Here is a 20,537-nt window from a genome sequence, read left to right as displayed (position 1 = left end):
AACAGTCATGACTGACCGAAGCGCTGCAACTGCATCTCCTGCAAACGGCTGAGCGTACGGCGAAATGCGAAGTCCAGGTAACCTTCGGTGTAAAGCGCGGTCAAGGGCACCCGCGCCTCGATGAACAGCGGCACTTTACGGTCGTAGCATTCGTCGACCAAGGCAATGAAACGCCGCACACTATCGTCATGGATGGATAACTCCGGTAGCTCACGGTCCCCCGCTTCCACCCGCAGGGCCCCATCCTCGGTACCACGGGCAATTCGTCCAGGGCGTTTCTGCGCGCTCAGGTTGGGTACGTCTCCCAACACAATGGCGGTGTAGCGATCGCACAGTCGCATGAAATCCATCGCCGACAGCGCTTGCTCACACAAGTCGGCGTAGCGACACCACAATACCGTCTCGCAGGCTTTGACGACCACTATGACGCGGGAGCCAACAGCGATGGGGACATCACTACAGGGTTGCCCCTGGCTCAATTGCTCAAACACCTGCGCCAGTGCGCCAGGCTGATCGACCCAGTAGCGCTGCTGCGCCAACCCAGGATGCAAGCGATGATCTTCCCCGCCATCGACAGCGACCACCTGCATATGCGCCTTGAGCGCTTGGAGAGCTGGCAAGAACCGTTCGCGATTGAAGCCGTCGCCATACAACTGGTCCGGCGGTTGGTTAGAGGTGCAGACCATCACCACCCCTTCCTCGAACATCACCTGAAACAAGCGCCCCAGAATGATTGCGTCACCGATGTCATTGACGAACAGCTCGTCGAAACACAGTACGCGCAGCTCTTGACTCAACTCACGTGCAAGGGCCTGCAGCGGGTCCGCAGTGCCGGTCAATTGGAACGAGCGCTGATGCACCCAGCCCATGAAATGATGGAAATGCTGACGCCGCGCAGGTACTCGCAGGCTTTGGTGGAACTGATCCATCAGCCAGGTCTTGCCACGGCCCACCGGCCCCCACAGATAAACCCCGCAGACATTCACGCCTCCTTGGTGCAAAGCCTGGTGACAATCCTGCAAGGCTTGCACCGCCTGAAGCTGCGCATCGTCGGCAACGAAACCATGATCAGTGAGGGCAAATTGGTATGCGGCGAGTGGCGAGTCGAAAGTCATGCCGGGCAGTATGCCATGATCGCCCCACGCCACAGATAAACTGCTATAGGGAAATATCCAGGCGCACTATCTGGCCTAGCTCATTGAGACGGAATGTATAGCGCAGCTCCAGCGGGCTTCCGGGAAAACTGCCGCTGACCAGGTTGTTCACCAACACCTTTCCGGTGCGCTGCTGGACGTCCAGTACCTGGACCTTCGGCTGGTATCGACGCCCAGTATCTTCCATCCAGCGGGCTATCGCCGCCCTGCCGACTTGATGCTGGCCCTCATCGAAGACATTGGCTTCTTCGGCAAAACAATCAACCACCACCGATACATCGCCAGCATTGGCCGCCGCGATATAAGTCGCAATGGACGGGGCCAACTGAGAGGTGGGTTTGGGCATGGTGATAACTCCTTGTTAGTAATTTCTGGAGCCATCCTAAAACAGTGCCGTGTCAGTTCTTGTCAGGAGTGAACAGCGCGGATTCATTCTGTTCCATCAATGTGCGCCATTCGCGCAACCAATCACTGCGCCGTCCTGGATAGCGCTCTCCCTGTTCCCTGGCGGCGGCGATCCGGTCGGTGCGAAAGGTCCGATAGGCGCCGCGCAACTCGCACCACGCCACAATCACTCTCGCTTCATTGAGAAAGCCTAGGGCCAATGGCCAGATCAGACGTTGGCTGGGCGTTTGAGTAACATCCGAGTAATCGATATGCAGCTTGGCCTGGCTACGAATCGCCAGGCGAAACACATTGAGTGGCACCGTATTGCGTGGGTATCCGTAACCCGCCGGCCCTGGCAGCAATGTCGGGTTGTGCAAGGCATCTCGGGCGCTGGGATCAAGCACTGCGGCGATTTTTGCCAACGCACTAGCAGCGGCCTGGTTCAAGACCTCATCGCCCCGTTGATCGACGTAACGCAAGCCCAACACTATGGCTTCAGTTTCGTCGGCGTTGAGCATTAACGGCGGCAGAAACAGCCCACTGCGTAACACATAACCGATCCCGGCCTCACCATGGATCGGGGCTCCCAACGCCGACAGCTCAGCGATATCCCGATAGAGCGTGCGTTCGGAAACTTCCAGTTCTGCTGCAAGCACGGCAGCGGTTACCGGGCGTTTCTTACCCCGCAAAACTTGCAACAAGGTCAGTAGACGAGTGGTTCGCGACACATTCATCACGCTTGAACGGTGGGAAGTTTCGCAGCTTATCAGAGGGTAGTGTCAGAAAGTGTCAGGAGCCCGACGCTGTGTGCAGCCGAGCGCAGACACGCGTTCATGATCAAGTTCAGCAGCGGCGGCTTGCCTGTTGCAGGCAAACCGCCGCCCGAGCCATTACGCCAGGCTTTTGCTGACCACTTCAAACACATCGCTGGACAGCTCACCCGAACCACGGATGCGCTCCAATTCGGCCCTCATCAATGCCTGACGGGCGCTGTCGTACTTGCGCCAGCGGGTCAGCGGGGCCAACTGTCGCGATGCGATCTGCGGATTGAGAGCATTGAGTTCGATCACCAGATCCGCCAGGAAACGATAGCCCGAGCCATCGGCGGCGTGGAAGTTGATCAGGTTCTGCCCGGCAAACGCACCGATCAGCGCACGTACCTTGTTCGGGTTCTTGAGGGTGAAGGCCGGGTGTTGCATCAGTGCCTTGACGCGCTCAAGCCCGCCCGGCAACACACTGCCGGCCTGGACACTGAACCACTGGTCCATCACCAACGGGTTGTCCTTGAAGTTCTCGGCGAACACCGCCAGCGCCTTGGCCTTTTGCTCTTCGAACGGCGAATTGACCAGCACTGCCAGCGCTGTCAGGCGCTCGGTCATGTTGTCGCAGGCATCGAACTGTTCGAGGGTCGCGGCCAGCACCTCAGGTTTGCCGCTGAGCATCAGGTAAGACAGCGCGATGTTCTGCAAGGCGCGGCGCGCGAAATGCTCGGCGCTTGCCACGTACGGTGTGTCGCGCGACAGGTCGCGATTGGCCTGGTAACGCAGCCAGAGGCCTTCGAACAGGTTGTCGGCCAATTGCTTGCGTGCAAACTCGCGGGCGGTGTGGATGGCGTCGACATCGGCCACTTCGCTGATCTCTGCCAGATAGGCCTCGCCCGGCAGCGACAGCATTTCCGCAACCATGGCCTGATCCAGGCTTTCGTCACTCAATACACTGCGCAATGCCGTGATCAAGCGTTGGTCCAGCACCAAGGTCTTATTCTGCTGATACTGGGCGATCAGTTCCTGCAATACCTGCACCGACAGTTGCTGACCCGCCTCCCAGCGATTGAAACCATCGCTGTCGTGCTGCATCAGGAACATCAACTGGTCGCGGCTGTAGGGAAAGCTCAGTTTCACCGGCGCCGAGAAGCCACGCAGCAGCGAAGGCATTGGCTGCTCGGCAATATCGACAAAGGTAAACGTCTGTTCGGCCTCGGTCACCGACAGGACGCGCGACGTACCCACCGCCGTTGCTTCGCCAGCCAGACGCAGCGGCATGTCGCTGCCTTTGCTGTCCAGCAGGCCAAGTTCGACCGGAATCACGAACGGCAGCTTTTCCAGCTTGTCCGGAGTTTGCGGGCAGCTCTGGCTGAAGGTGAGGCTGTAGGTCTTTGCCGCAGCGTCGTAGGACTCGCTTACCGCCAGGCGTGGCGTGCCGGCCTGGCTATACCAGCGCTTGAATTGCGTCAGGTCGGCGCCGTTGGCGTCTTCCATGGCCTTGATAAAGTCGTCACAGGTCACGGCCTGGCCGTCGTGGCGCTCAAAGTACAGGTCGCTGCCTTTGCGGAAACCTTCGGCGCCGAGCAAGGTGTGGATCATGCCAACGACTTCCGAACCCTTTTCGTACACGGTCAGGGTGTAGAAGTTGGAAATCTCGATAAAGCTGTCCGGGCGCACTGCGTGGGCCATCGGACCGGCGTCTTCGGCGAACTGGTGGGTACGCAGGTAGGCCACATCCTGGATGCGCTTGACAGTGGCCGAGTTCATGTCAGCAGAAAAACCCGAGTCACGGAACACCGTGAAACCTTCCTTGAGCGACAACTGGAACCAGTCGCGGCAGGTCACGCGATTGCCCGACCAGTTATGAAAGTACTCGTGAGCGACGATGGCTTCGACCCGCTGGTGCGCGGCGTCGGTAGCGGTTTCGGCCCGGGCCAGCACGGCGCTGGAGTTGAAGATATTAAGGCCCTTGTTCTCCATCGCCCCCATGTTGAAGTCATTGACCGCAACGATCATGAAGATGTCCAGGTCGTACTCGCGACCATAGACTTCTTCATCCCAGCGCATGGACTTTTTCAGGCTGTTCATGGCGTGCTGGCACTTGTCGATATTTTCCGGCTCGACGTAGATGCGCAAAGCCACGGTGCGCTGAGTCATGGTGGTGAAGGTGTCTTCAACGCACCACAAGTCACCGGCTACCAGGGCAAACAGGTAGGCCGGTTTCTTGAACGGGTCCTCCCAGGTCGCCCAGTGCCGGCCGTCTTCGCCAGGCCCGCTGGCAATCGGGTTGCCGTTGGACAGCAGCACCGGGTAGCTATGCTGCTCGGCGATAACCGTGGTGGTGAACGTGCTCATCACGTCCGGGCGGTCCAGGTAATAGGTGATCTTGCGAAAGCCTTCGGCCTCGCACTGGGTACAGAACATGCTGCCGGATTTGTACAGGCCTTCCAGGGCGGTGTTGGTTTCTGGATGGATCTTGACGCTGGTATCCAGGGTAAAACTGGCGCTGGTTGGCTGCAAGGTCAGTTGGCTAGCGGTCAGTTGGTAGTCGCTGCTCGTCAGTTCCTGGTCGCCCAGGCTGACGGACAGCAACTCCAACTGCTGGCCGTCCAGTACCAGCGGAGGCAGGCCGGTGCCACGCTCGGGATTGCGGCGCATTACCAGCTGCGCGTGGACCAGGCTGTGGTCCTCGAACAACTCGAAGGTCAGGTGCGTCTCGTCGATCAGGTACTCGGGGGCCTGATAGTCCTTCAGGTAAATCATCTTCGGTTGTTCGGTGCGCATGCGTCGAATCCTTCTACTGATGCACGGCGAGCTGGTAAGCCGTGTATTTACGAATGTTGATAACGCCAGTGTCGAAGATCAGGTATTGGCCCTTGATCCCCAGCAGCGTGCCTTCGGCAATCGGGTTCTTGTCTAGGTTGAAGCTGACAATCTTGGCCGGATATTGCTCCACCGGATAGCGGATTTCGAGCGGTTCGATGTCCGTTACCGCTTGGATGGCCTGTAGGCCAAAGCGTTCCTGTAATTGCAGCAAGCCGTCGGCGCAGGAGGCGAACAATTCGTCGCGCACCTGCTTGAGGTCCACGGCCTGCGCGTCACCCTTGAGCAGCGCACGCCAGTTGGTTTTGTCGGCCACCTGGCTGCGCAACACATCCTCGACAAAACCTGACTGCTGGCGGGTGGCTACGCGCATGATCGGCAAGGCCTGGCTCGCGCCCTGATCCAGCCAGCGGGTCGGTAACTGGGTGGCACGGGTGATGCCGACCTTGATCCCCGAGGAGTTGGCCAGGTACACCACATGATCGGTCATGCAGAACGTTTCACCCCAGGCCGGGTCGCGACAGGTGCCCGCATCGAAATGGCAGCGCTCGGGGCTCATGATGCACAGGTCGCACTGGGCCAGCTTGGTCATGCACGGGTAGCAATAACCCTGGCTGAAACTGGTCTTGGTCTTGCGTCCGCAATGGGTGCAGTGGATTGCCCCCAGGTACTCCAGGCGCACGGTCGTACCGATCAGCGGATTGACCGGCACCTCGGTATCACCCAGGCGAAAAGCATATTGCACGGTCGGCGAACCCAGTTGCGCCGACATCTTGCTGACTGCACCACGGCCAATCTCAATCAATGGATGGCATCCGACTTGAACAGGATGTTTTCCACAGGAGTCGACTTCGATTGGCACTCCTGGGGGCCCATGTAACCCGTACGCTGGTCTTCGGGCAGGTTCTGCAGTTCCCACGCGATCATCGCTTGCAGGGACAGTTCGCGCTGCTCGGCGGTGAGCTTGCGCCCGTCGGACCATTTGCCGATTTCCACGGCGAGCTTGAGGCTCTGGTAAATATCCGGCGTGATGTTTTCAATCATTTCAGCAAAAGAGGACATAAGACTCTTCCTTAACCTAATAGGTAATATTCAAGAAGCCCGTTTGCGCCGGCCGTACAGCCCGCCCAGCAAACCGGTAACGCAACCGACCACCAAGCCGCCGACATGGGCCGCGTTGGCGATTTCGCCGAAGCCGATCATCGAGACCAGCCCCGACAGGCAAAGCAACAGCCATACCAGCATCATCACCAGTACCCCACGGGGCAAACGATACGCCGGGTTTGGGGCCAGCATCTGGTAGATCCAGCAATGCCCCAGAAGGCCATACAACACACCGGACAAACCGCCAAACAGACCGGGGCCGCCGAACGTGTATTGCGCATAGTTGGAAGCCAGACTGAACAGCAGTGTCAGGCCAAGCAGATTGATACTGCCCTGGCGCGACTCGATACGTCGCCCCAGTTCCCAGTACCACATGCCATTCATCGCCAGGTGCAGGATGCCGAAGTGAATCAGCATCGGTGTGACCAGGCGCCACCACTGCCCGGCTGCCAGGCTGTCGGCCAACGGCGTGAAATACAGGTATTCGCCAGCGACGCGGAACTGCAAGAACGTCAACCAACTCATGGTTTGCAGGTTGTCGCCCAGCATCGTTACCGCACCGACGATCAGGCTCAACAGCAAGACCCCGGCAGTCAAAGGGCTGTGCCGCAGTTGCTGGACAAAACCGGGGCGCTTAGGGACCTGTTCCTGGGGGATGTCCAACTGCTGGTCCGGGTCTCCGGCGGGGAAACGTTGATATAACGTACGCACGTCATCGCTGATGGCGTCGGGAACCCACAATACCTGCTCGCCCGCTTCTTCACTGACGCGATGGGGCACCTGCATGCGCTGCAGGAGTTTGACAAAGCCGCCGAGATCCACATTCAGTGGCAAACGCAATACAGCTACGGTACTCATGTGATGACCTCCGGGCGCTCGACATCCACCCAGACGAACTTGCCTGGGTCGAGGCGGGTTTCCTGATCCAGGCGATAGGCAACCAGCTTGCCGTACAGCACCGCGCTGTAATCAAGGCAAGCCAGGTTCGGGCGGATCGGCGCCGGTTTGCCGCTGCGCCAGTAGTGCCCGACAAACAACAAGGGTTCATCGACGCCGTAACGCAGCAGGGAGTTCTTTTCGCTGGACGACAAGGGCGTGCGCGCCACCGGGTCGGGCAAGGCGTCAGGCTGGAAGACGATATCACCGTAGGTTTTCGGGTCGTCTTCCCAAAACTTGGTGCGAAAGAATGAACGCGTCAGGCCGTCACCACCAGTCAGCGTCAAGCCATCCGGCAGGCGCATGTCTGTGCCTCGCAGCAAACGATCAAACGCATTGCAGGCAAAACTGCCCGGCACAGCGGCGGCTTGCAGGAAGTGCCGATCGATGCAGCCATCGGTGAACGTCGTGCGCAAAGGTTCGATGAAACTGTCGTCCCAACACGCATGCACCACGCGAAAACGCCCGGCATCGACAAACAGCGGCATGCCGTAGAACCAGCCAAGAAAGTCTTGCCAATCGCCCGGATGGTGTTCGAACTGCGTCAGGGTTTCCTGGATCAGTCGCGCGTGACGCGGGGTGTGCTCGCGCACAAACTGCTTGCCGCTGCCCGGCGGCGCAGGCGTGGTCCAGCCGAGGGCATTGAACTCATGGTTGCCCATAATGCACAGCGCCTGGCCGGCTTCGGCCATGTCATGGACGATATGCAGCGCCTCGCGGATACGCGGGCCGCGGTCGATAATATCGCCGAGGAACACCGCCATTCGTGAAGGGTGGCGCCAGGTGCCGCCTTGCTTGTGGTAGCCCATTTGGTCGAGCAAGTGCTCAAGGGTATGAGCACAACCATGCACGTCACCAATCAGGTCGTAGCTACGCGCGGGATCGAGCATCAGTCGCCTCCACCCCCCAAGCGGCTGCCCCAGCCCAGCTTGGTTCGGCACACTTCGTAGTAGTTGTGGTCCAGCGGATGGATCAGCCGCAGCTTCTGCGCTTTTTTACTCACCGTGATGGTGTCACCGGGAGCGCAGGTGAAGTGGTTCTGCCCGTCACAGGAGACTTGCGGGTAGATCTGCATGTCTTTGGACACCACGATTTTCAGTTCACTGTTGCCGTCAACCACGATGGGCCTGCTGGACAACATATGGGGATACATCGGCACGATCACAATGGCGTCGAGCTTGGGATGCATGATCGGGCCGCCCGCCGACAACGCGTACGCCGTCGAGCCTGTAGGCGTGGCGACGATCAGGCCGTCGGCCTTCTGGCTGCAGACGAACTGGCCGTCGATATACAGTTCGAACTCGATCATCCGCGTCGACTTGCCAGGGTGCAGCACCACATCGTTGAGGGCATCCCCCTGGCCGATGGCTTCACCGTGGCGACGCACTTCGGCCTGCAACAGGAAGCGGTTTTCCACCAGGTAATGGCCATCAAGGACCTTGGCCACTTCGACTTCCAGCTCATCCGGGCGGATATCCGTGAGAAAACCCAGGCTGCCCCGGTTGATCCCCAGCACCGGAACGTTGTGACGCGCCAGGGCACGGGCCGCGCCCAGCAGGCTGCCGTCCCCCCCCACCACTATGACCATATCGCACACTTCACCGAGCATCTTGCGCGACGAGGTCTGCAGGCCGTGGCCCGGCAGAATCTCGGCAATGGTGTCTTCGAGGATCACATGCAGGTGGCGCTCGAGCAGAAACTTTTTCAGCCGGCGGACGGTGTCCAGCACCTGGGTACTGCCCAGGCGACCGATGATGCCGATATTGCGAAATTGCTCCATGGGGCTCCTGCGGGGTTTGGGGTCTGGCAAAAAGAACGATTATGGGCGAAAGCCGGCATTAGACAAAATCCTTTGTGCCCCAGAGGCCCAGACGACAACGGTTATCAATGCCGCAGGCCATCACGCGATTCCGCGTAAACGGCTATGCTCGCAGCATGACTTTGTTCCCTGACTTGCAGCACCTGCCCCGCCAGTTGCGCCACCCCGAGGTGCGCGATCTGGCGTGGGTGATCATTGCCCCGCCGATGCTTGCGCAAACGCCCTGGCCGCAGCGTCATCCGCTGGCGGGCACTGACTGGGCCCGGGCGCCCGATCAACTGGAGCACTGGCTCAGGCAACTGGACCACGACAGTCACGTCTTGCTGCAGTGGTTGAGCCAGGCACGGACCCGGCGTTTAGGCCTGTATTACGAGCGCTTGTGGCAATTTGCGGTGCAGCATGCACCGGGTGTCGTGTTGCTGGCGGCCAACCTGCCTATCCGCCAGGACCGCCACACCCTGGGTGAACTGGACTTGCTGTTACGCGATCGTGACGGCGTGCATCATCTGGAACTGGCGATCAAACTCTACCTCGGCCCCCAGGATGGTGGAGGCCTGGACCCCGCCCGGTGGCTGGGCCCGGGGTGCCATGATCGCCTGGACCGCAAGCTCGCCCATCTGACCCGGCACCAGTTGCCGATTTCCGCCCGCCCGGAAAGCCGTGAAGTGTTGGCGGCGCTGGATATCCAGCAGTTCGATGCGCAGCTCTGGCTGGGTGGGTACTTGCTGTATCCCTGGCCCGGTCACACCGAGCCGCCGCTTGGCGCCCATCCGCAGCATTTGCGCGGGTGTTGGTTGCATCAGCGTGATTGGCCGAACTTTGCCAGAGATCGCCCACCAGGTCGCTGGCAACCCCTGCCCCGGCATGCCTGGCTGGCCCCGGCGCATTACCCGGCGGATGAGGTATGGAGTGATGAGCGGATGCGCGGGTGGCTGGCGGAGCTTGATCCGATGGCACCAGCGCAGTTGTTGGTGCGCCTGGTTCCGGAGGGTGAAGACTGGGAGGAAGCTGAGCGACTGTTCCTGGTAGCGGACCTATGGCCGAATGTACCGGGAGCGGGTTGAACCCGAACATTTAGGAGCGAGGGGGCGCCCAGCCGTTGCTCGCGAAAACGCCCGGCTCGCCTCGGTGTGCCAGACTTCCTGCGTCATCGTTGACGATCTTCGCGAGCAAGCTCGCTCCTACAGCGTGTCGATATGCCGGTAGTCGATTTGCAGCCCTTGCGCAAGTGCCTTCCCCTTGCCGAGCTTGATGGCCCCACGCTCGATATCCACCAACAACCCAGGACAATCCAACTGTGGCAATCGGCAAATATTCTTCAGACGACCATCGGTCACCACCAGCAACCGTTGCTGCTCCGCCGGATAGCGTTTACGCCGTGCTACCAGCCAGTTCGCGGCCTCAGCCAATGCCGCCAGCAACGGAGTGCCACCACCAGCGCCCAGCCCGTCCAGCCACTCCGCCAAACCTTTGGCCGCCTTCAATCCCTGCACCTGCCATTTGGGCGCGTGCCCGCTGACCGTCAACAGCGCCATCCGCGCGCGCTGGCGATAGGCATCGTCAAACACCTGCGCCAGCAAACCCTTGGCATCGCTCAATGCCTGATGACGGCGGGTAGACGCCGAGGCATCGACAATCACCAACCATAGCTCATGGACCGAACGGCAACGCAGTCGATATATCAGGTCATCCCGGCGTTGCGGACGCCCGCCCAGCAAGGTGCCTGGCCAGTTGATCGAACCTTCGGGAGTGCTACGCGCCCGTCCCTGCCTGCCCTTGTCCAATCGGCCCGCCTTGGGCCGGGCATCCGCCCCCGTGTCAGGTCGAGGACGAATGCCTAGGGCTTTTTTGGCCAGTTGGGCACCTCTCGCCGGGCGCCCATCGGTAACGCAGGTGCCGGCATTTCACCCCACTGGCCTTGATCTTGCTCTTGCGCCCGGTTTACAGGTGGCGCCGACTGCCCTGTTGCCGGCGGGATCGCGGGGGAGGATTGCTCATGGCGTCGGTGACGCAAGGCAAATTCCGCTACCGCGTCGATATCCTCTGCGGTTATCGCTGTCGCACCGCGCCACGCAGCATGAGCACGCGCGCCGCGCAGCCAGACCAAATCCGCCCGCAACCCATCGACGCCAGCGGCGAAACAACGTTCGGTAATCTGCGCCAACGCCTGATCATCCAGCGCAATGCTTTCCAGCACTGCGCGAGCCTGGGTACAACGCTCGCGCAGCGCTGCCTGTTGAGCCGCCCATTGCGCGCAGAAGCCATGTGCATCGCTGTCGAAATCCAACCGCCTACGGATAATTTGCCCACGCTCGGTGGGCAAGGTCCGGCCGCTCAAGGCCACGTTGAAACCAAAGCGATCAAGCAACTGCGGGCGTAACTCGCCCTCTTCGGGGTTCATCGTGCCAATCAGCACGAAACGCGCCGAGTGTCGGTGGGATATACCGTCGCGCTCGATCAGATTGGTGCCGCTGGCGGCCACGTCCAGCAACAGGTCCACCAGGTGATCGGGCAACAGATTGACTTCATCGACGTACAGCACGCCGCCATCAGCCTTGGCCAGTACACCGGGGGAAAACTGCGCGCGACCTTCGGCCAGCGCCGCGTCAAGATCCAGCGTGCCTACCAGGCGCTCTTCGGTGGCGCCCAGCGGCAAGGTGACAAACTGTCCGCTGGCCAGCAGATCCGCCAGGCCCCGGGCCAATGTTGATTTGGCCATGCCCCGCGGGCCTTCGATCAACACGCCACCGATCTTCGGGTCAATGGCCGTGAGGCACAGGGCCAGCTTCAGGTCGTCGGCGCCCACTACGGCAGACAGTGGAAAATGAGGTGTGTCGTTCATTGCTGGGTCTCAGTCGGTAATGCCAGTCAGTTAGGTGAAACACCTGTGGGAGCGGGCTTGCTCGCGAAAGCGGTGTGCCAGGCAATATCAATGTTGGCTGTTACACCGTCTTCGCGAACAAGCCCGCTCCCACAGGTTCCGCTGCTTAGCTGAGCGGCACTAGTCTCAGTGGGTTGCTTTTTTGTGGCGAGGCAGATGGACCGCCCCAAAGAAGAGAGGGGATGATTCGAAGTCTCAACCCTCCTCCTCTATATCCAACAACAGATTCTCCAATGCCTCGCGATACGCCCCCGGCTCCTGCCACATACCCCGTTGCTGGGCCTCCAACATCCGTTCAGTCATATCGCGCAAAGCATCGGGATTGTGCTGCTGCACAAACGCGCGGGTGTCGGGGTCCAGTAGATAGGCATCGGCCAGCAACGCATATTGATGATCGTCGATCAGCGCGGTTGTGGCATCGAATGCAAACAGATTGTCCACCGTCGCCGCCATCTCGAACGCACCTTTATAGCCATGGCGCTTGACCCCTTCAATCCACTTGGGGTTGGCCGCCCGGGAGCGGATCACTCGGTTCAACTCTTCCTTGAGCGTACGAATCTTCGGCAAATCGGGCTGGCTATGATCGCCATGGTAACTGGCGACCTGTGTGCCGCTCAGGGTTTCCACGGCGGCGAGCATGCCGCCCTGGAATTGATAGTAGTCATTGGAGTCGAGCAGGTCGTGCTCACGATTGTCCTGGTTCTGCAACACCGCTTGCACCTGGCTCAAGCGCTGGGTGAACTGTTCGCGCGCGGCGGTGCCTTCGTCGGCGCCGCCATAGGCGTAGGCGCCCCAGTTCAGGTAGACCTGCGCCAGATCCTCGCGACTTTGCCACAGGCGCCCATCGATCGCGCCCTGCACACCAGCGCCATAAGCGCCGGGCTTGGCCCCGAAAATCCGCCAGCCCGCCTGCTTCGCCGCTATCTCGTCATCCACTCCGGACAGGCGCAAGGCCTCGCGCTCGCTGCGCACCTTGGCCGCCAGCGGATTCATCTCATCCGGCTCGTCCAATGCCGCCACTGCCTGTACTGCCGCATCGAACAAACGAATGAGGTTGGCAAACGCATCGCGAAAGAAACCCGACACCCTCAAGGTGACATCTACCCGTGGGCGGTCCAGAAGACTCAGCGGCAGGATCTCGAAGTCATCCACACGCTGACTGCCAGTGGCCCACACCGGACGCACCCCCATCAACGCCATGGCCTGGGCGATGTCATCACCGCCGGTACGCATGGTGGCCGTGCCCCACACCGACAAACCCAGTTGACGCAGGTGGTCGCCGTGGTCTTGCAGGTGCCGCTCCAGGATCAGGCTTGCCGATTGGAAGCCAATGCGCCAGGCGGTAGTGGTCGGCAGGTTGCGCACGTCCACCGAGAAAAAGTTACGCCCGGTAGGTAACACATCCAGGCGACCACGGCTTGGCGCGCCACTGGGGCCGGCCGGTACAAAGCACCCAGCCAGCGCATCCAGCAAACCGTGCATTTCTGCCTGACCGCAAGCGTCCAGACGAGGCGCGACAACGCATCGCAAGTTTTCGATCATGGCCTTGACGTCTTGCCAGCCGGGCTCGTCGAGCTGCTCGACGGCGCCTTCCAGGCTGCTCTCTATCAAGCGCGCGGCGTACAGCTCCAGGCGCTCGCGGGTGTCGCCAGCCGTGCGCCATAGTTGGGAGTCAATGCTCTGCAACGCCTCGGGGCGACGCCCGGTCCAGGGTTCGGACAACGCGCAATCCAGCGGGTCGAATCCCAACCCGAAGGCCTTGGCCAACACCCGTAACAGACTGGCTTGAGGACCACGGCCATCACCACGAGGAATGCGCAGCAGCGCCAGCAAGGTGTCGATGCGCAGTCGACCTGCTGGGGACTCGCCAAAGACATGCAAGCCATCGCGGATCTGCGATTCCTTCAAATCGCAAAGGTAGGTGTCCAGGCGCGGCAGCCAGATGGCCGCGTCGGCATCGCTATTGAGGCCCGCGTCCAGCATCAACTCCTGGTCGATACGGGTTTCGCGTACCAGTTGCAGAATATTTTTTTGCAGCTCCCTGGCGCGTCGTGGGTCGAGCAACTGCGCTTCGTAGTACTCGTCAGCCAACAGTTCCAGGTCGCGCAACGGCCCGTAGGTTTCTGCGCGGGTCAGGGGCGGCATCAGGTGATCGATAATCACTGCTTGGGTACGGCGCTTGGCCTGGGCGCCTTCGCCTGGATCATTGACGATAAACGGATAGATATTGGGCAATGGGCCGAGCAACGCATCCGGCCAGCAGTTCTCGGAGAGACCAACGCCCTTGCCCGGCAACCACTCCAGATTGCCGTGCTTACCGACATGAATTACTGCATGGGCACCGTAGGTCTGGCGCAACCAGAAGTAGAACGCCAGGTAGGCGTGAGGAGGCACCAGGTCCGGGTCGTGATACACCGCACTGGCGTCCACCTGATACCCACGTGCCGGCTGGATCCCGACAAAGGTCAGGCCAAGGCGCAGACCGGCAATCATCAAGCGGCCGTCGCGGAACATCGGGTCCTGATCGGGCGCCCCCCAGCGTTCCGACACAGCATGGCGATTGGCTTCGGGCAACCGATTGAGCAGGGTCTCGTAGTCAGCCAGTGCCAGGCTTTGATGGCAAGGGCGCAGGTCCAGGCTGTCTGGATCATTGGTCACGCCACCCAACAGCGCATGAATCAACGCCGTGCCGCTTTCCGGCAATGTCTCGGGCAGCGGATACCCTTGGGCTCGCATCGCACACAGGATATTCAAGGCAGCGGCCGGGGTATCCAGGCCTACACCGTTGCCAATGCGACCGTCACGGGTCGGGTAGTTGGCAAGAATCAGCGCAATGCGTTTTTGCCCATTCGGCACCTGTGCCAGTTCAACCCAGCGCCGCGCCAGCTCGGCAACAAAGTCCATGCGTTCCGGCGCTGCCCGGTAGCACACCACGTCGGACTGGCTGCGCTCGCTGCGCCAGGCAAGGTCCTTGAAGCTGATGGGCCGACTGATGATGCGCCCATCCAGCTCCGGCAAGGCGATGTGCATCGCCAGGTCACGGGGCCCAAGACCTTGCTCGCTGGCTTGCCAACCGGGTTGGTTGTCCTGGGCGCAAATCGCCTGAATCACTGGAACATTGCGGCGAAACGGGCGCAAGTGCGGGGCTTCGGGGCTGGACTGGGCAAAACCGGTGGTATTGAGGATTACCGCGGCACCAGCCTCATCCAGCGTGTCCTCCACCACTGCAAGGCAGCCGGGCTCTTTCAGGCTGGCCACGGCGATTGGCAATGGATTAAGCCCCGCAGCCTGCAGGCGCTGGCAAAACACATCGATAAAACCGGTATTGGCTGCCTGCAAATGCGAGCGGTAGAACAGCACCGCAGCGACTGGCCGGCCAGGTTGCCAGACTGCTTGCCAATCGGTGAGTTCGGCATGGGCTGTGTGCGGATGATAAATCGCCGTTCGCGGCAGGGATTGCGGCTCGCTCCAGGGATAATCGCGACCCAATTGGCCAGTTGCCAGGCAATTGTAGAAATTCAACGCGTTACCCAGGCCACCCTGGCGCAAGAACTGCCACAAGCGATCACGGGTCTCAATGCCGACGGTACTCAGGCTGCTGAGTTCCGGGTCGGGCCGATCATCTCCGGGCACCAGAATCAGTTGCACGCCCTGCTCTGCCAACTCTGCCAAGCGCTGAATGCCATAGCGCCAATAGCCGATGCCGCCATGCAACGAAATCAGGATCACCTTGGCGTGCCGCAGCACCTCATCGAAATACAGGTCAACGGAGGCATGGTTCTGCACCTGCATCGGGTTGGCCAGGCGCAGGCTCGGGTAGTCCTCGGGCAACTGCCGTGCGGCTTCGGCCAGCAGCGCCAGGCTCGAGTCGCCGCTGCACAGGATCACCAGGTCGGCAGGGGTTTGCCCAAGGTCGGCGATGTTGTCATCGGCAACGAAGCCGCCGGGCTGGGTCCTGAGCAGGTGCATGGGTCAGACGCTTAGGGCAGCGCGCAGTTGCGCTTCGAGACCCGCAGCATCCAGCTCCTGACCGATCAGCACCAGGCGCGTGATACGCGCTTCATCGGCACTCCAGGCGCGGTCGAAATGCTTGTCGAAACGCGTGCCAACCCCCTGGATCAGCAGGCGCATCGGTTTGCCGGGGATCGCGGCGAAACCTTTGACACGCAGGATGCCGTGTTGCACCACCAATTGCGTCAGGGCATCGAGCAGCAAGGCTTCGTCGGCCTGGGGCAAGTCGATGGAAATCGAGTCGAAGGCGTCGTGATCATGATCTTCTTCACCTTCGTGATGACTATCGTGATGGCTGTGGCGGGCGTCGATATGTTCTTCAGAACCGGCGCCAAGGCCGATCAAGACATCCAGGGGCAGCCGACCGCTACTGGCTTCGATGACTTTTACCGCTGGCGGCAGCTCTTGCGCCACTTCCAGGCGCACCTGGGCCAGGTCCTCGGGGCTGATCAAATCGGTTTTGTTGAGAATCACCAGATCTGCGCTGGCCAATTGGTCGGCAAACAACTCGTGCAGTGGCGACTCATGGTCCAGGTTCGGGTCCAGCTTGCGCTGGGCATCGACCTGATCCGGGAACGCCGCAAAAGTGCCAGCGGCGACTGCCGGGCTGTCAACCACGGTGATCACCGCGTCAACCGTGCAGGCGCTGCGAATCTCAGGCCATTGGAAAGCCTGGACCAGAGGTTTTGGCAGGGCCAGGCCCGAGGTTTCGATCAGGATATGGTCGAGGTCGCCACGTCGTGCCACCAATTCACGCATGACCGGAAAGAACTCTTCCTGGACGGTGCAACACAGGCAGCCATTGGCCAACTCGTAGACCCGACCGCTGGCCTCCTCTTCGGTACAGCCGATGGAGCACTGCTTGAGGATTTCGCCGTCGATGCCCAGTTCGCCGAATTCATTGACGATGACCGCGATGCGGCGGCCTTGCGCATTATCCAGCATGTGGCGCAGCAAGGTGGTTTTGCCCGAACCGAGGAAACCGGTGACGATGGTAACGGGGAGTTTGGCCAGTGTTTTCATCGAATGCCCTTAAATGCCCTTAAGGGCGGGCGTACGGGACGACTGGCCCTGCGGCGCGGCGCAAGGGCAGATTTCGTCACCGGATCACCCCGCCCGGTTGAAATGGAAAATCAGTTGCGAGGCAGGTCTCCTGGCTTGGGGCTTGCCGGCCTTTGAACCGGCGCTGACTGCGCCTTCCCGCCGTTTTTTGGCAGTGGCGTGGCAGTCAGAAAAACCCTTTACAGTTGCGGGGGCAGCCGCGGCATTGACCGCGTTCCCTTCTTAGCTTCGACCTGGGCCGAAGAACCTCGAAGGTGCAAGGCTACAGGGGCTCGGTCAATTTGACTACCGTCACTGGACCATGCTCTCCTACACATCTTGTTTCGGGTGCCCTTCACAGGGTGAAACGGGAAACCGGTAAATCCTGGGCTTTTTTCAAAGCCCGCGACCAGTCCGGTGCTGCCCCCGCAACGGTAAGCGAGTGAAGCGTCAGATCCACTGTGCCAGCGGCATGGGAAGGTGACGCTTGTCGGGATAACTCTTTCAAGAGCCCCCTCGCAAGCCCGGAGACCGGCCCGATCATTCCAATAACAAACCCGCGGTGGGCGGGCGCTGTTCTGAACCCTGCGTGCCCTGCTCGCGGGGTTTGCATGCGCTCGTTTCACCCTGTCACTCGAAAGGGACGCGCCATGTCGATCACCAGCAGCACCTCGCACACCGCCAGCAGCAGCACCACCTTGAGCCAACGCCTGAGCGCCGCCATTGGTGCGTCGATCCTCGGTGTGTGCCTGGTGTACTTCGCCGGGTTCTCCCATATCGAGGCCGTTCATAACGCTGCCCACGATACGCGCCACAGCGCTGCCTTCCCGTGCCATTGAGACCTGCCGACATGATTAAGCGAATCGCTCAAACTGCCGGTTTTACCGGCCTGCTGGCCGCGTTGTTGCTGACTTTGCTACAAAGCTTGTGGGTCGCCCCGCTGATAATCCAGGCGGAATCCTTCGAGAGCGCCCCGGCCACCACCGAGATGCATGAGCACGCCGCAGACGCTGGCGCCCACAGCCACGACGCCGAAGCCTGGGCCCCGGAAGACGGCTGGCAACGCGTGCTGTCCACCACCGGCGGCAATCTGGTGGTCGCCGTGGGCTTTGCACTGATGCTCGCCGGCCTCTACACCCTGCGCGCGCCGACCCGTACGGCCCAGGGCCTGCTCTGGGGCCTGGCCGGCTACGCCACGTTTGTGTTGGCACCGACCCTGGGCCTGCCGCCAGAGTTGCCCGGCACGGCTGCTGCGGACCTGGCGCAACGGCAAATCTGGTGGATCAGCACTGCGGCGTCTACTGCCGCCGGTATCGCGCTGATCGTGTTTGGTCGCAATTGGCTGCTGAAACTCCTTGGTGTGGCGATTCTGGCAGTCCCCCATGTAATTGGTGCACCGCAACCACTGGTGCATTCGATGCTGGCTCCCGAAGCCCTGGAGACCCAGTTCAAGATCGCATCGCAGCTGACCAACGTGGTGTTCTGGCTGGCCCTGGGGCTGATCAGCGCCTGGCTGTTTCGACGCAACCGCGACGACCAGTATTCGGTATGACAACGGACAACACGGTGCCGACCCTGGTGGTCGGCCTGGGTTGCCAACGCGACTGCGCGGCCGACACGATGCTCGCACTGTTTCACGCAGCCTTGGTTGCCGGGGGTATAGATCCCTGGCGTATCACCGCGCTTGCCAGCATCGATCACAAGCGTAATGAGCCGGGGCTGCTTGCACTGGCCAACGCTCTGCAACTGCCCTTGCAGTTCTTCAGCGCCGAACAACTGGCCGCTTACGAACCCCGCTTGAGCCACCGGTCGGCACTCGCATTTGCCCATACCGGCTGCTACGGGGTCGCAGAAAGTGCTGCCCTGGCCCTGGCCGAACACTTGTCCCAGAGCCCTGCTCGGCTGCTGATCACCCGGCAAAAAAACTCACAGGCAACCTTTGCCTTGGCGTGTGCCAGCTGAACGCCCGATAATCCCTTCCTTGATCATGAGCAATCTTCATCTGCGACCTTGCTCGCGCGCTTTTCCACAGGAATCCATCCATGACCGTCTTCTTCATTGGTGCGGGCCCCGGCGACCCCGAACTGATTACCGTCAAAGGCCAACGACTGATCCGCAGTTGCCCGGTAATCATCTACGCCGGTTCCCTGGTACCTGCCGCTGTACTGGAGGGGCATCAGGCGGCGCAGGTGATCAACAGCGCCGAGCTGCACCTGGAACAGATCATTGAATTGATCAAAAGCGCGCATGAAAAAGGCCACGATGTGGCGCGAGTGCATTCCGGCGACCCAAGCTTGTATGGCGCTATTGGCGAGCAGATCCGTCACTTGCGCGAGTTGGGGATTCCCTTCCAGATCATTCCGGGAGTCACCGCGGTAGCTGCCTGCGCGGCCTTGCTGGAAAGCGAGCTGACTTTGCCGGATATCGCTCAAAGCGTGATTCTGACCCGGTATGCCGATAAAACCACAATGCCCGCCGGTGAAGACTTCGACAGCCTGGCGCGCCATGGCACGACCATGGCGATTCATCTGGGAGTCAACCATCTGGAGAAGATCGTCGCCGAGTTGTTGCCGCACTACGGAACGGATTGCCCGATTGCCGTGGTACATCGCGCGACGTGGCCGGATCAGGATTGGGTGGTGGGGACGCTGAGTAATATAGCTGGGAAGGTTGCAGCCAAAGGCTTCAGGCGTACGGCGTTGATTGTGGTGGGCCGGGTATTGGCCAGTGACAGTTTCAGCGAGTCTTCGCTGTACCGGGCCGGGCATGCCCATCTTTACCGACCCTAACAATCCGCATCAAATAACGGACACAATAAATTGATTTAAATAGAAATTTAACAGTTTTGGAACGGGCTTGCTCGCGAAGACGGTGTGTCAGGCGCTGGATAATAGACTGATGGACCGCCTTCGCGAGCAAGCCCGCTCCCACAGTGAATCTTCTTTGTTAGATAGATAGCGCAAGCTACTGAATTACAAATATAAAAAACGGCGCTCACGAGCGCCGTTTTTTGTTTGCAGCGAACACCTTACTCAGTAGTAGGCGTTTTCTTTCTGCGTGTGGTCGGTCACGTCACGTACACCCTTGAGCTCGGGAATACGCTCCAGCAGCGTGCGCTCGATACCTTCACGCAAGGTCACATCGGCCTGGCCGCAGCCTTGGCAACCGCCGCCAAATTTCAGCACCGCAATGCCGTCATCGACCACGTCGATCAAGCTGACCTGGCCACCGTGGCTGGCCAGCCCCGGGTTGATCTCGGTCTGCAGGTAATAATTGATCCGCTCGTTGATCGGGCTGTCGGCGTTGACGTTCGGCACTTTGGCGTTGGGCGCCTTGATGGTCAGTTGGCCACCCATACGGTCGGTGGCGTAATCGACCACCGCATCGTCAAGAAAGGCTTCGCTGAACGCGTCTATATAAGCAGTGAAGCTCTTGAGCCCCAGCGCGGTGTCTTCAGGTTTCTCTTCGCCCGGCTTGCAATAGGCAATGCACGTCTCTGCGTACTGGGTGCCAGGCTGGGTGATAAAGACGCGGATGCCGATGCCTGGGGTGTTCTGCTTGGACAGCAGATCAGCCAGGTAATCGTGGGCGGCGTCGGTAATGGTTATGGCAGTCAT

Annotated in this window: 19 protein-coding genes and 2 riboswitches; of the genes, 5 read left to right on the top strand and 14 right to left on the bottom strand. The window is 60.6% G+C overall.

The window, feature by feature from the left end:
• Positions 1–5 precede the first annotated feature (5 nt).
• From zapE to OQ460_RS10900, 9 genes are all read right to left on the bottom strand, one after another.
• Entirely contained in the window at positions 6–1,115 is a 1,110-nt protein-coding gene (gene zapE / locus OQ460_RS10940; protein ID WP_410021809.1) for a cell division protein ZapE, read from the bottom strand.
• A gap of 43 nt (positions 1,116–1,158) precedes the next feature.
• A complete protein-coding gene (locus tag OQ460_RS10935; protein ID WP_410021808.1) occupies positions 1,159–1,500 on the bottom strand; it encodes a nuclear transport factor 2 family protein in 342 nt (113 codons plus the stop codon).
• Between the two features lie 52 nt (positions 1,501–1,552).
• Complete coding sequence (locus OQ460_RS10930) at positions 1,553–2,269, bottom strand: helix-turn-helix transcriptional regulator (protein WP_410021807.1); 717 nt, start codon at positions 2,267–2,269, stop codon at positions 1,553–1,555.
• Positions 2,270–2,431: 162 nt separating this feature from the next.
• Positions 2,432–5,089, bottom strand: a complete 2,658-nt coding sequence (pepN, locus tag OQ460_RS10925; RefSeq protein ID WP_410021806.1) for an aminopeptidase N — start codon at positions 5,087–5,089, stop codon at positions 2,432–2,434.
• A gap of 13 nt (positions 5,090–5,102) precedes the next feature.
• A complete protein-coding gene (locus tag OQ460_RS10920; RefSeq protein ID WP_410021805.1) occupies positions 5,103–5,933 on the bottom strand; it encodes a DUF2797 domain-containing protein in 831 nt (276 codons plus the stop codon).
• The gene (locus OQ460_RS10915; protein WP_029291449.1) at positions 5,930–6,190 is read right to left on the bottom strand and encodes a YeaC family protein; all 261 of its coding nucleotides are present in this window, start codon (positions 6,188–6,190) and stop codon (positions 5,930–5,932) included. Before OQ460_RS10915 ends, OQ460_RS10920 begins: the two co-directional genes overlap by 4 nt.
• Positions 6,191–6,220: 30 nt before the next feature.
• Positions 6,221–7,090, bottom strand: coding sequence for a rhomboid family intramembrane serine protease (locus OQ460_RS10910; RefSeq protein WP_410021804.1), 870 nt, complete (start codon positions 7,088–7,090; stop codon positions 6,221–6,223).
• Complete coding sequence (locus OQ460_RS10905) at positions 7,087–8,058, bottom strand: metallophosphoesterase (protein ID WP_410021803.1); 972 nt, start codon at positions 8,056–8,058, stop codon at positions 7,087–7,089. Before OQ460_RS10905 ends, OQ460_RS10910 begins: the two co-directional genes overlap by 4 nt.
• Positions 8,058–8,948, bottom strand: coding sequence for an NAD(+) kinase (locus OQ460_RS10900; protein ID WP_003217892.1), 891 nt, complete (start codon positions 8,946–8,948; stop codon positions 8,058–8,060). Before OQ460_RS10900 ends, OQ460_RS10905 begins: the two co-directional genes overlap by 1 nt.
• Before the next feature lie 155 nt (positions 8,949–9,103).
• Here OQ460_RS10900 and OQ460_RS10895 point away from each other — a divergent pair, with 155 nt between their 5' ends.
• A complete protein-coding gene (locus OQ460_RS10895; RefSeq protein WP_410021802.1) occupies positions 9,104–10,051 on the top strand; it encodes a DUF1853 family protein in 948 nt (315 codons plus the stop codon).
• A 117-nt stretch (positions 10,052–10,168) separates the two neighbouring features.
• Here the strand turns inward: OQ460_RS10895 and OQ460_RS10890 are convergent, their stop codons facing one another.
• The 4 genes from OQ460_RS10890 to cobW form a co-directional block, all read right to left on the bottom strand.
• Positions 10,169–10,771, bottom strand: a complete 603-nt coding sequence (locus OQ460_RS10890; RefSeq protein ID WP_410021801.1) for a vWA domain-containing protein — start codon at positions 10,769–10,771, stop codon at positions 10,169–10,171.
• A gap of 53 nt (positions 10,772–10,824) precedes the next feature.
• On the bottom strand, positions 10,825–11,829 hold the full coding sequence (locus OQ460_RS10885) for an ATP-binding protein (protein ID WP_410021800.1): 1,005 nt from the start codon (positions 11,827–11,829) through the stop codon (positions 10,825–10,827).
• Between the two features lie 234 nt (positions 11,830–12,063).
• Positions 12,064–15,837: a cobaltochelatase subunit CobN gene (cobN, locus tag OQ460_RS10880; protein WP_410021799.1), complete on the bottom strand. Its 3,774-nt coding sequence runs from the start codon at positions 15,835–15,837 to the stop codon at positions 12,064–12,066.
• Between the two features lie 3 nt (positions 15,838–15,840).
• Positions 15,841–16,902, bottom strand: a complete 1,062-nt coding sequence (gene cobW, locus OQ460_RS10875) for a cobalamin biosynthesis protein CobW (RefSeq protein WP_410021798.1) — start codon at positions 16,900–16,902, stop codon at positions 15,841–15,843.
• Positions 16,903–17,004: 102 nt separating this feature from the next.
• Positions 17,005–17,207: riboswitch (cobalamin riboswitch) on the bottom strand.
• 42 nt (positions 17,208–17,249) lie between these two features.
• A riboswitch (cobalamin riboswitch) is annotated at positions 17,250–17,475 on the top strand.
• Positions 17,476–17,570: 95 nt separating this feature from the next.
• Between cobW and OQ460_RS10870 the strand changes: the two genes are divergently transcribed.
• The 4 genes from OQ460_RS10870 to cobM all read left to right on the top strand — a co-directional run bounded on the left by OQ460_RS10870 (position 17,571) and on the right by cobM (position 19,709).
• The gene (locus OQ460_RS10870; RefSeq protein WP_410021797.1) at positions 17,571–17,759 is read left to right on the top strand and encodes a CbtB domain-containing protein; all 189 of its coding nucleotides are present in this window, start codon (positions 17,571–17,573) and stop codon (positions 17,757–17,759) included.
• 11 nt (positions 17,760–17,770) lie between these two features.
• Positions 17,771–18,472 (top strand): CbtA family protein, encoded by a 702-nt coding sequence (locus OQ460_RS10865; RefSeq protein ID WP_410021796.1) that lies wholly within the window; start codon positions 17,771–17,773, stop codon positions 18,470–18,472.
• Positions 18,469–18,882 (top strand): cobalamin biosynthesis protein, encoded by a 414-nt coding sequence (locus OQ460_RS10860; protein WP_410021795.1) that lies wholly within the window; start codon positions 18,469–18,471, stop codon positions 18,880–18,882. Before OQ460_RS10865 ends, OQ460_RS10860 begins: the two co-directional genes overlap by 4 nt.
• Before the next feature lie 80 nt (positions 18,883–18,962).
• Positions 18,963–19,709: a precorrin-4 C(11)-methyltransferase gene (gene cobM, locus OQ460_RS10855; RefSeq protein ID WP_410021794.1), complete on the top strand. Its 747-nt coding sequence runs from the start codon at positions 18,963–18,965 to the stop codon at positions 19,707–19,709.
• Between the two features lie 243 nt (positions 19,710–19,952).
• On the opposite strand, the gene nfuA is transcribed toward cobM, so the two are convergent.
• Complete coding sequence (nfuA, locus tag OQ460_RS10850) at positions 19,953–20,537, bottom strand: Fe-S biogenesis protein NfuA (RefSeq protein WP_057436766.1); 585 nt, start codon at positions 20,535–20,537, stop codon at positions 19,953–19,955.

This window comes from Pseudomonas imrae (assembly GCF_046352735.2).
In the GTDB taxonomy this organism is placed as follows: domain Bacteria; phylum Pseudomonadota; class Gammaproteobacteria; order Pseudomonadales; family Pseudomonadaceae; genus Aquipseudomonas; species Aquipseudomonas imrae.
The sequence above is the reverse complement of the archived record's forward strand: the minus strand, read 5'-3'. Positions and strand labels throughout refer to the sequence as shown.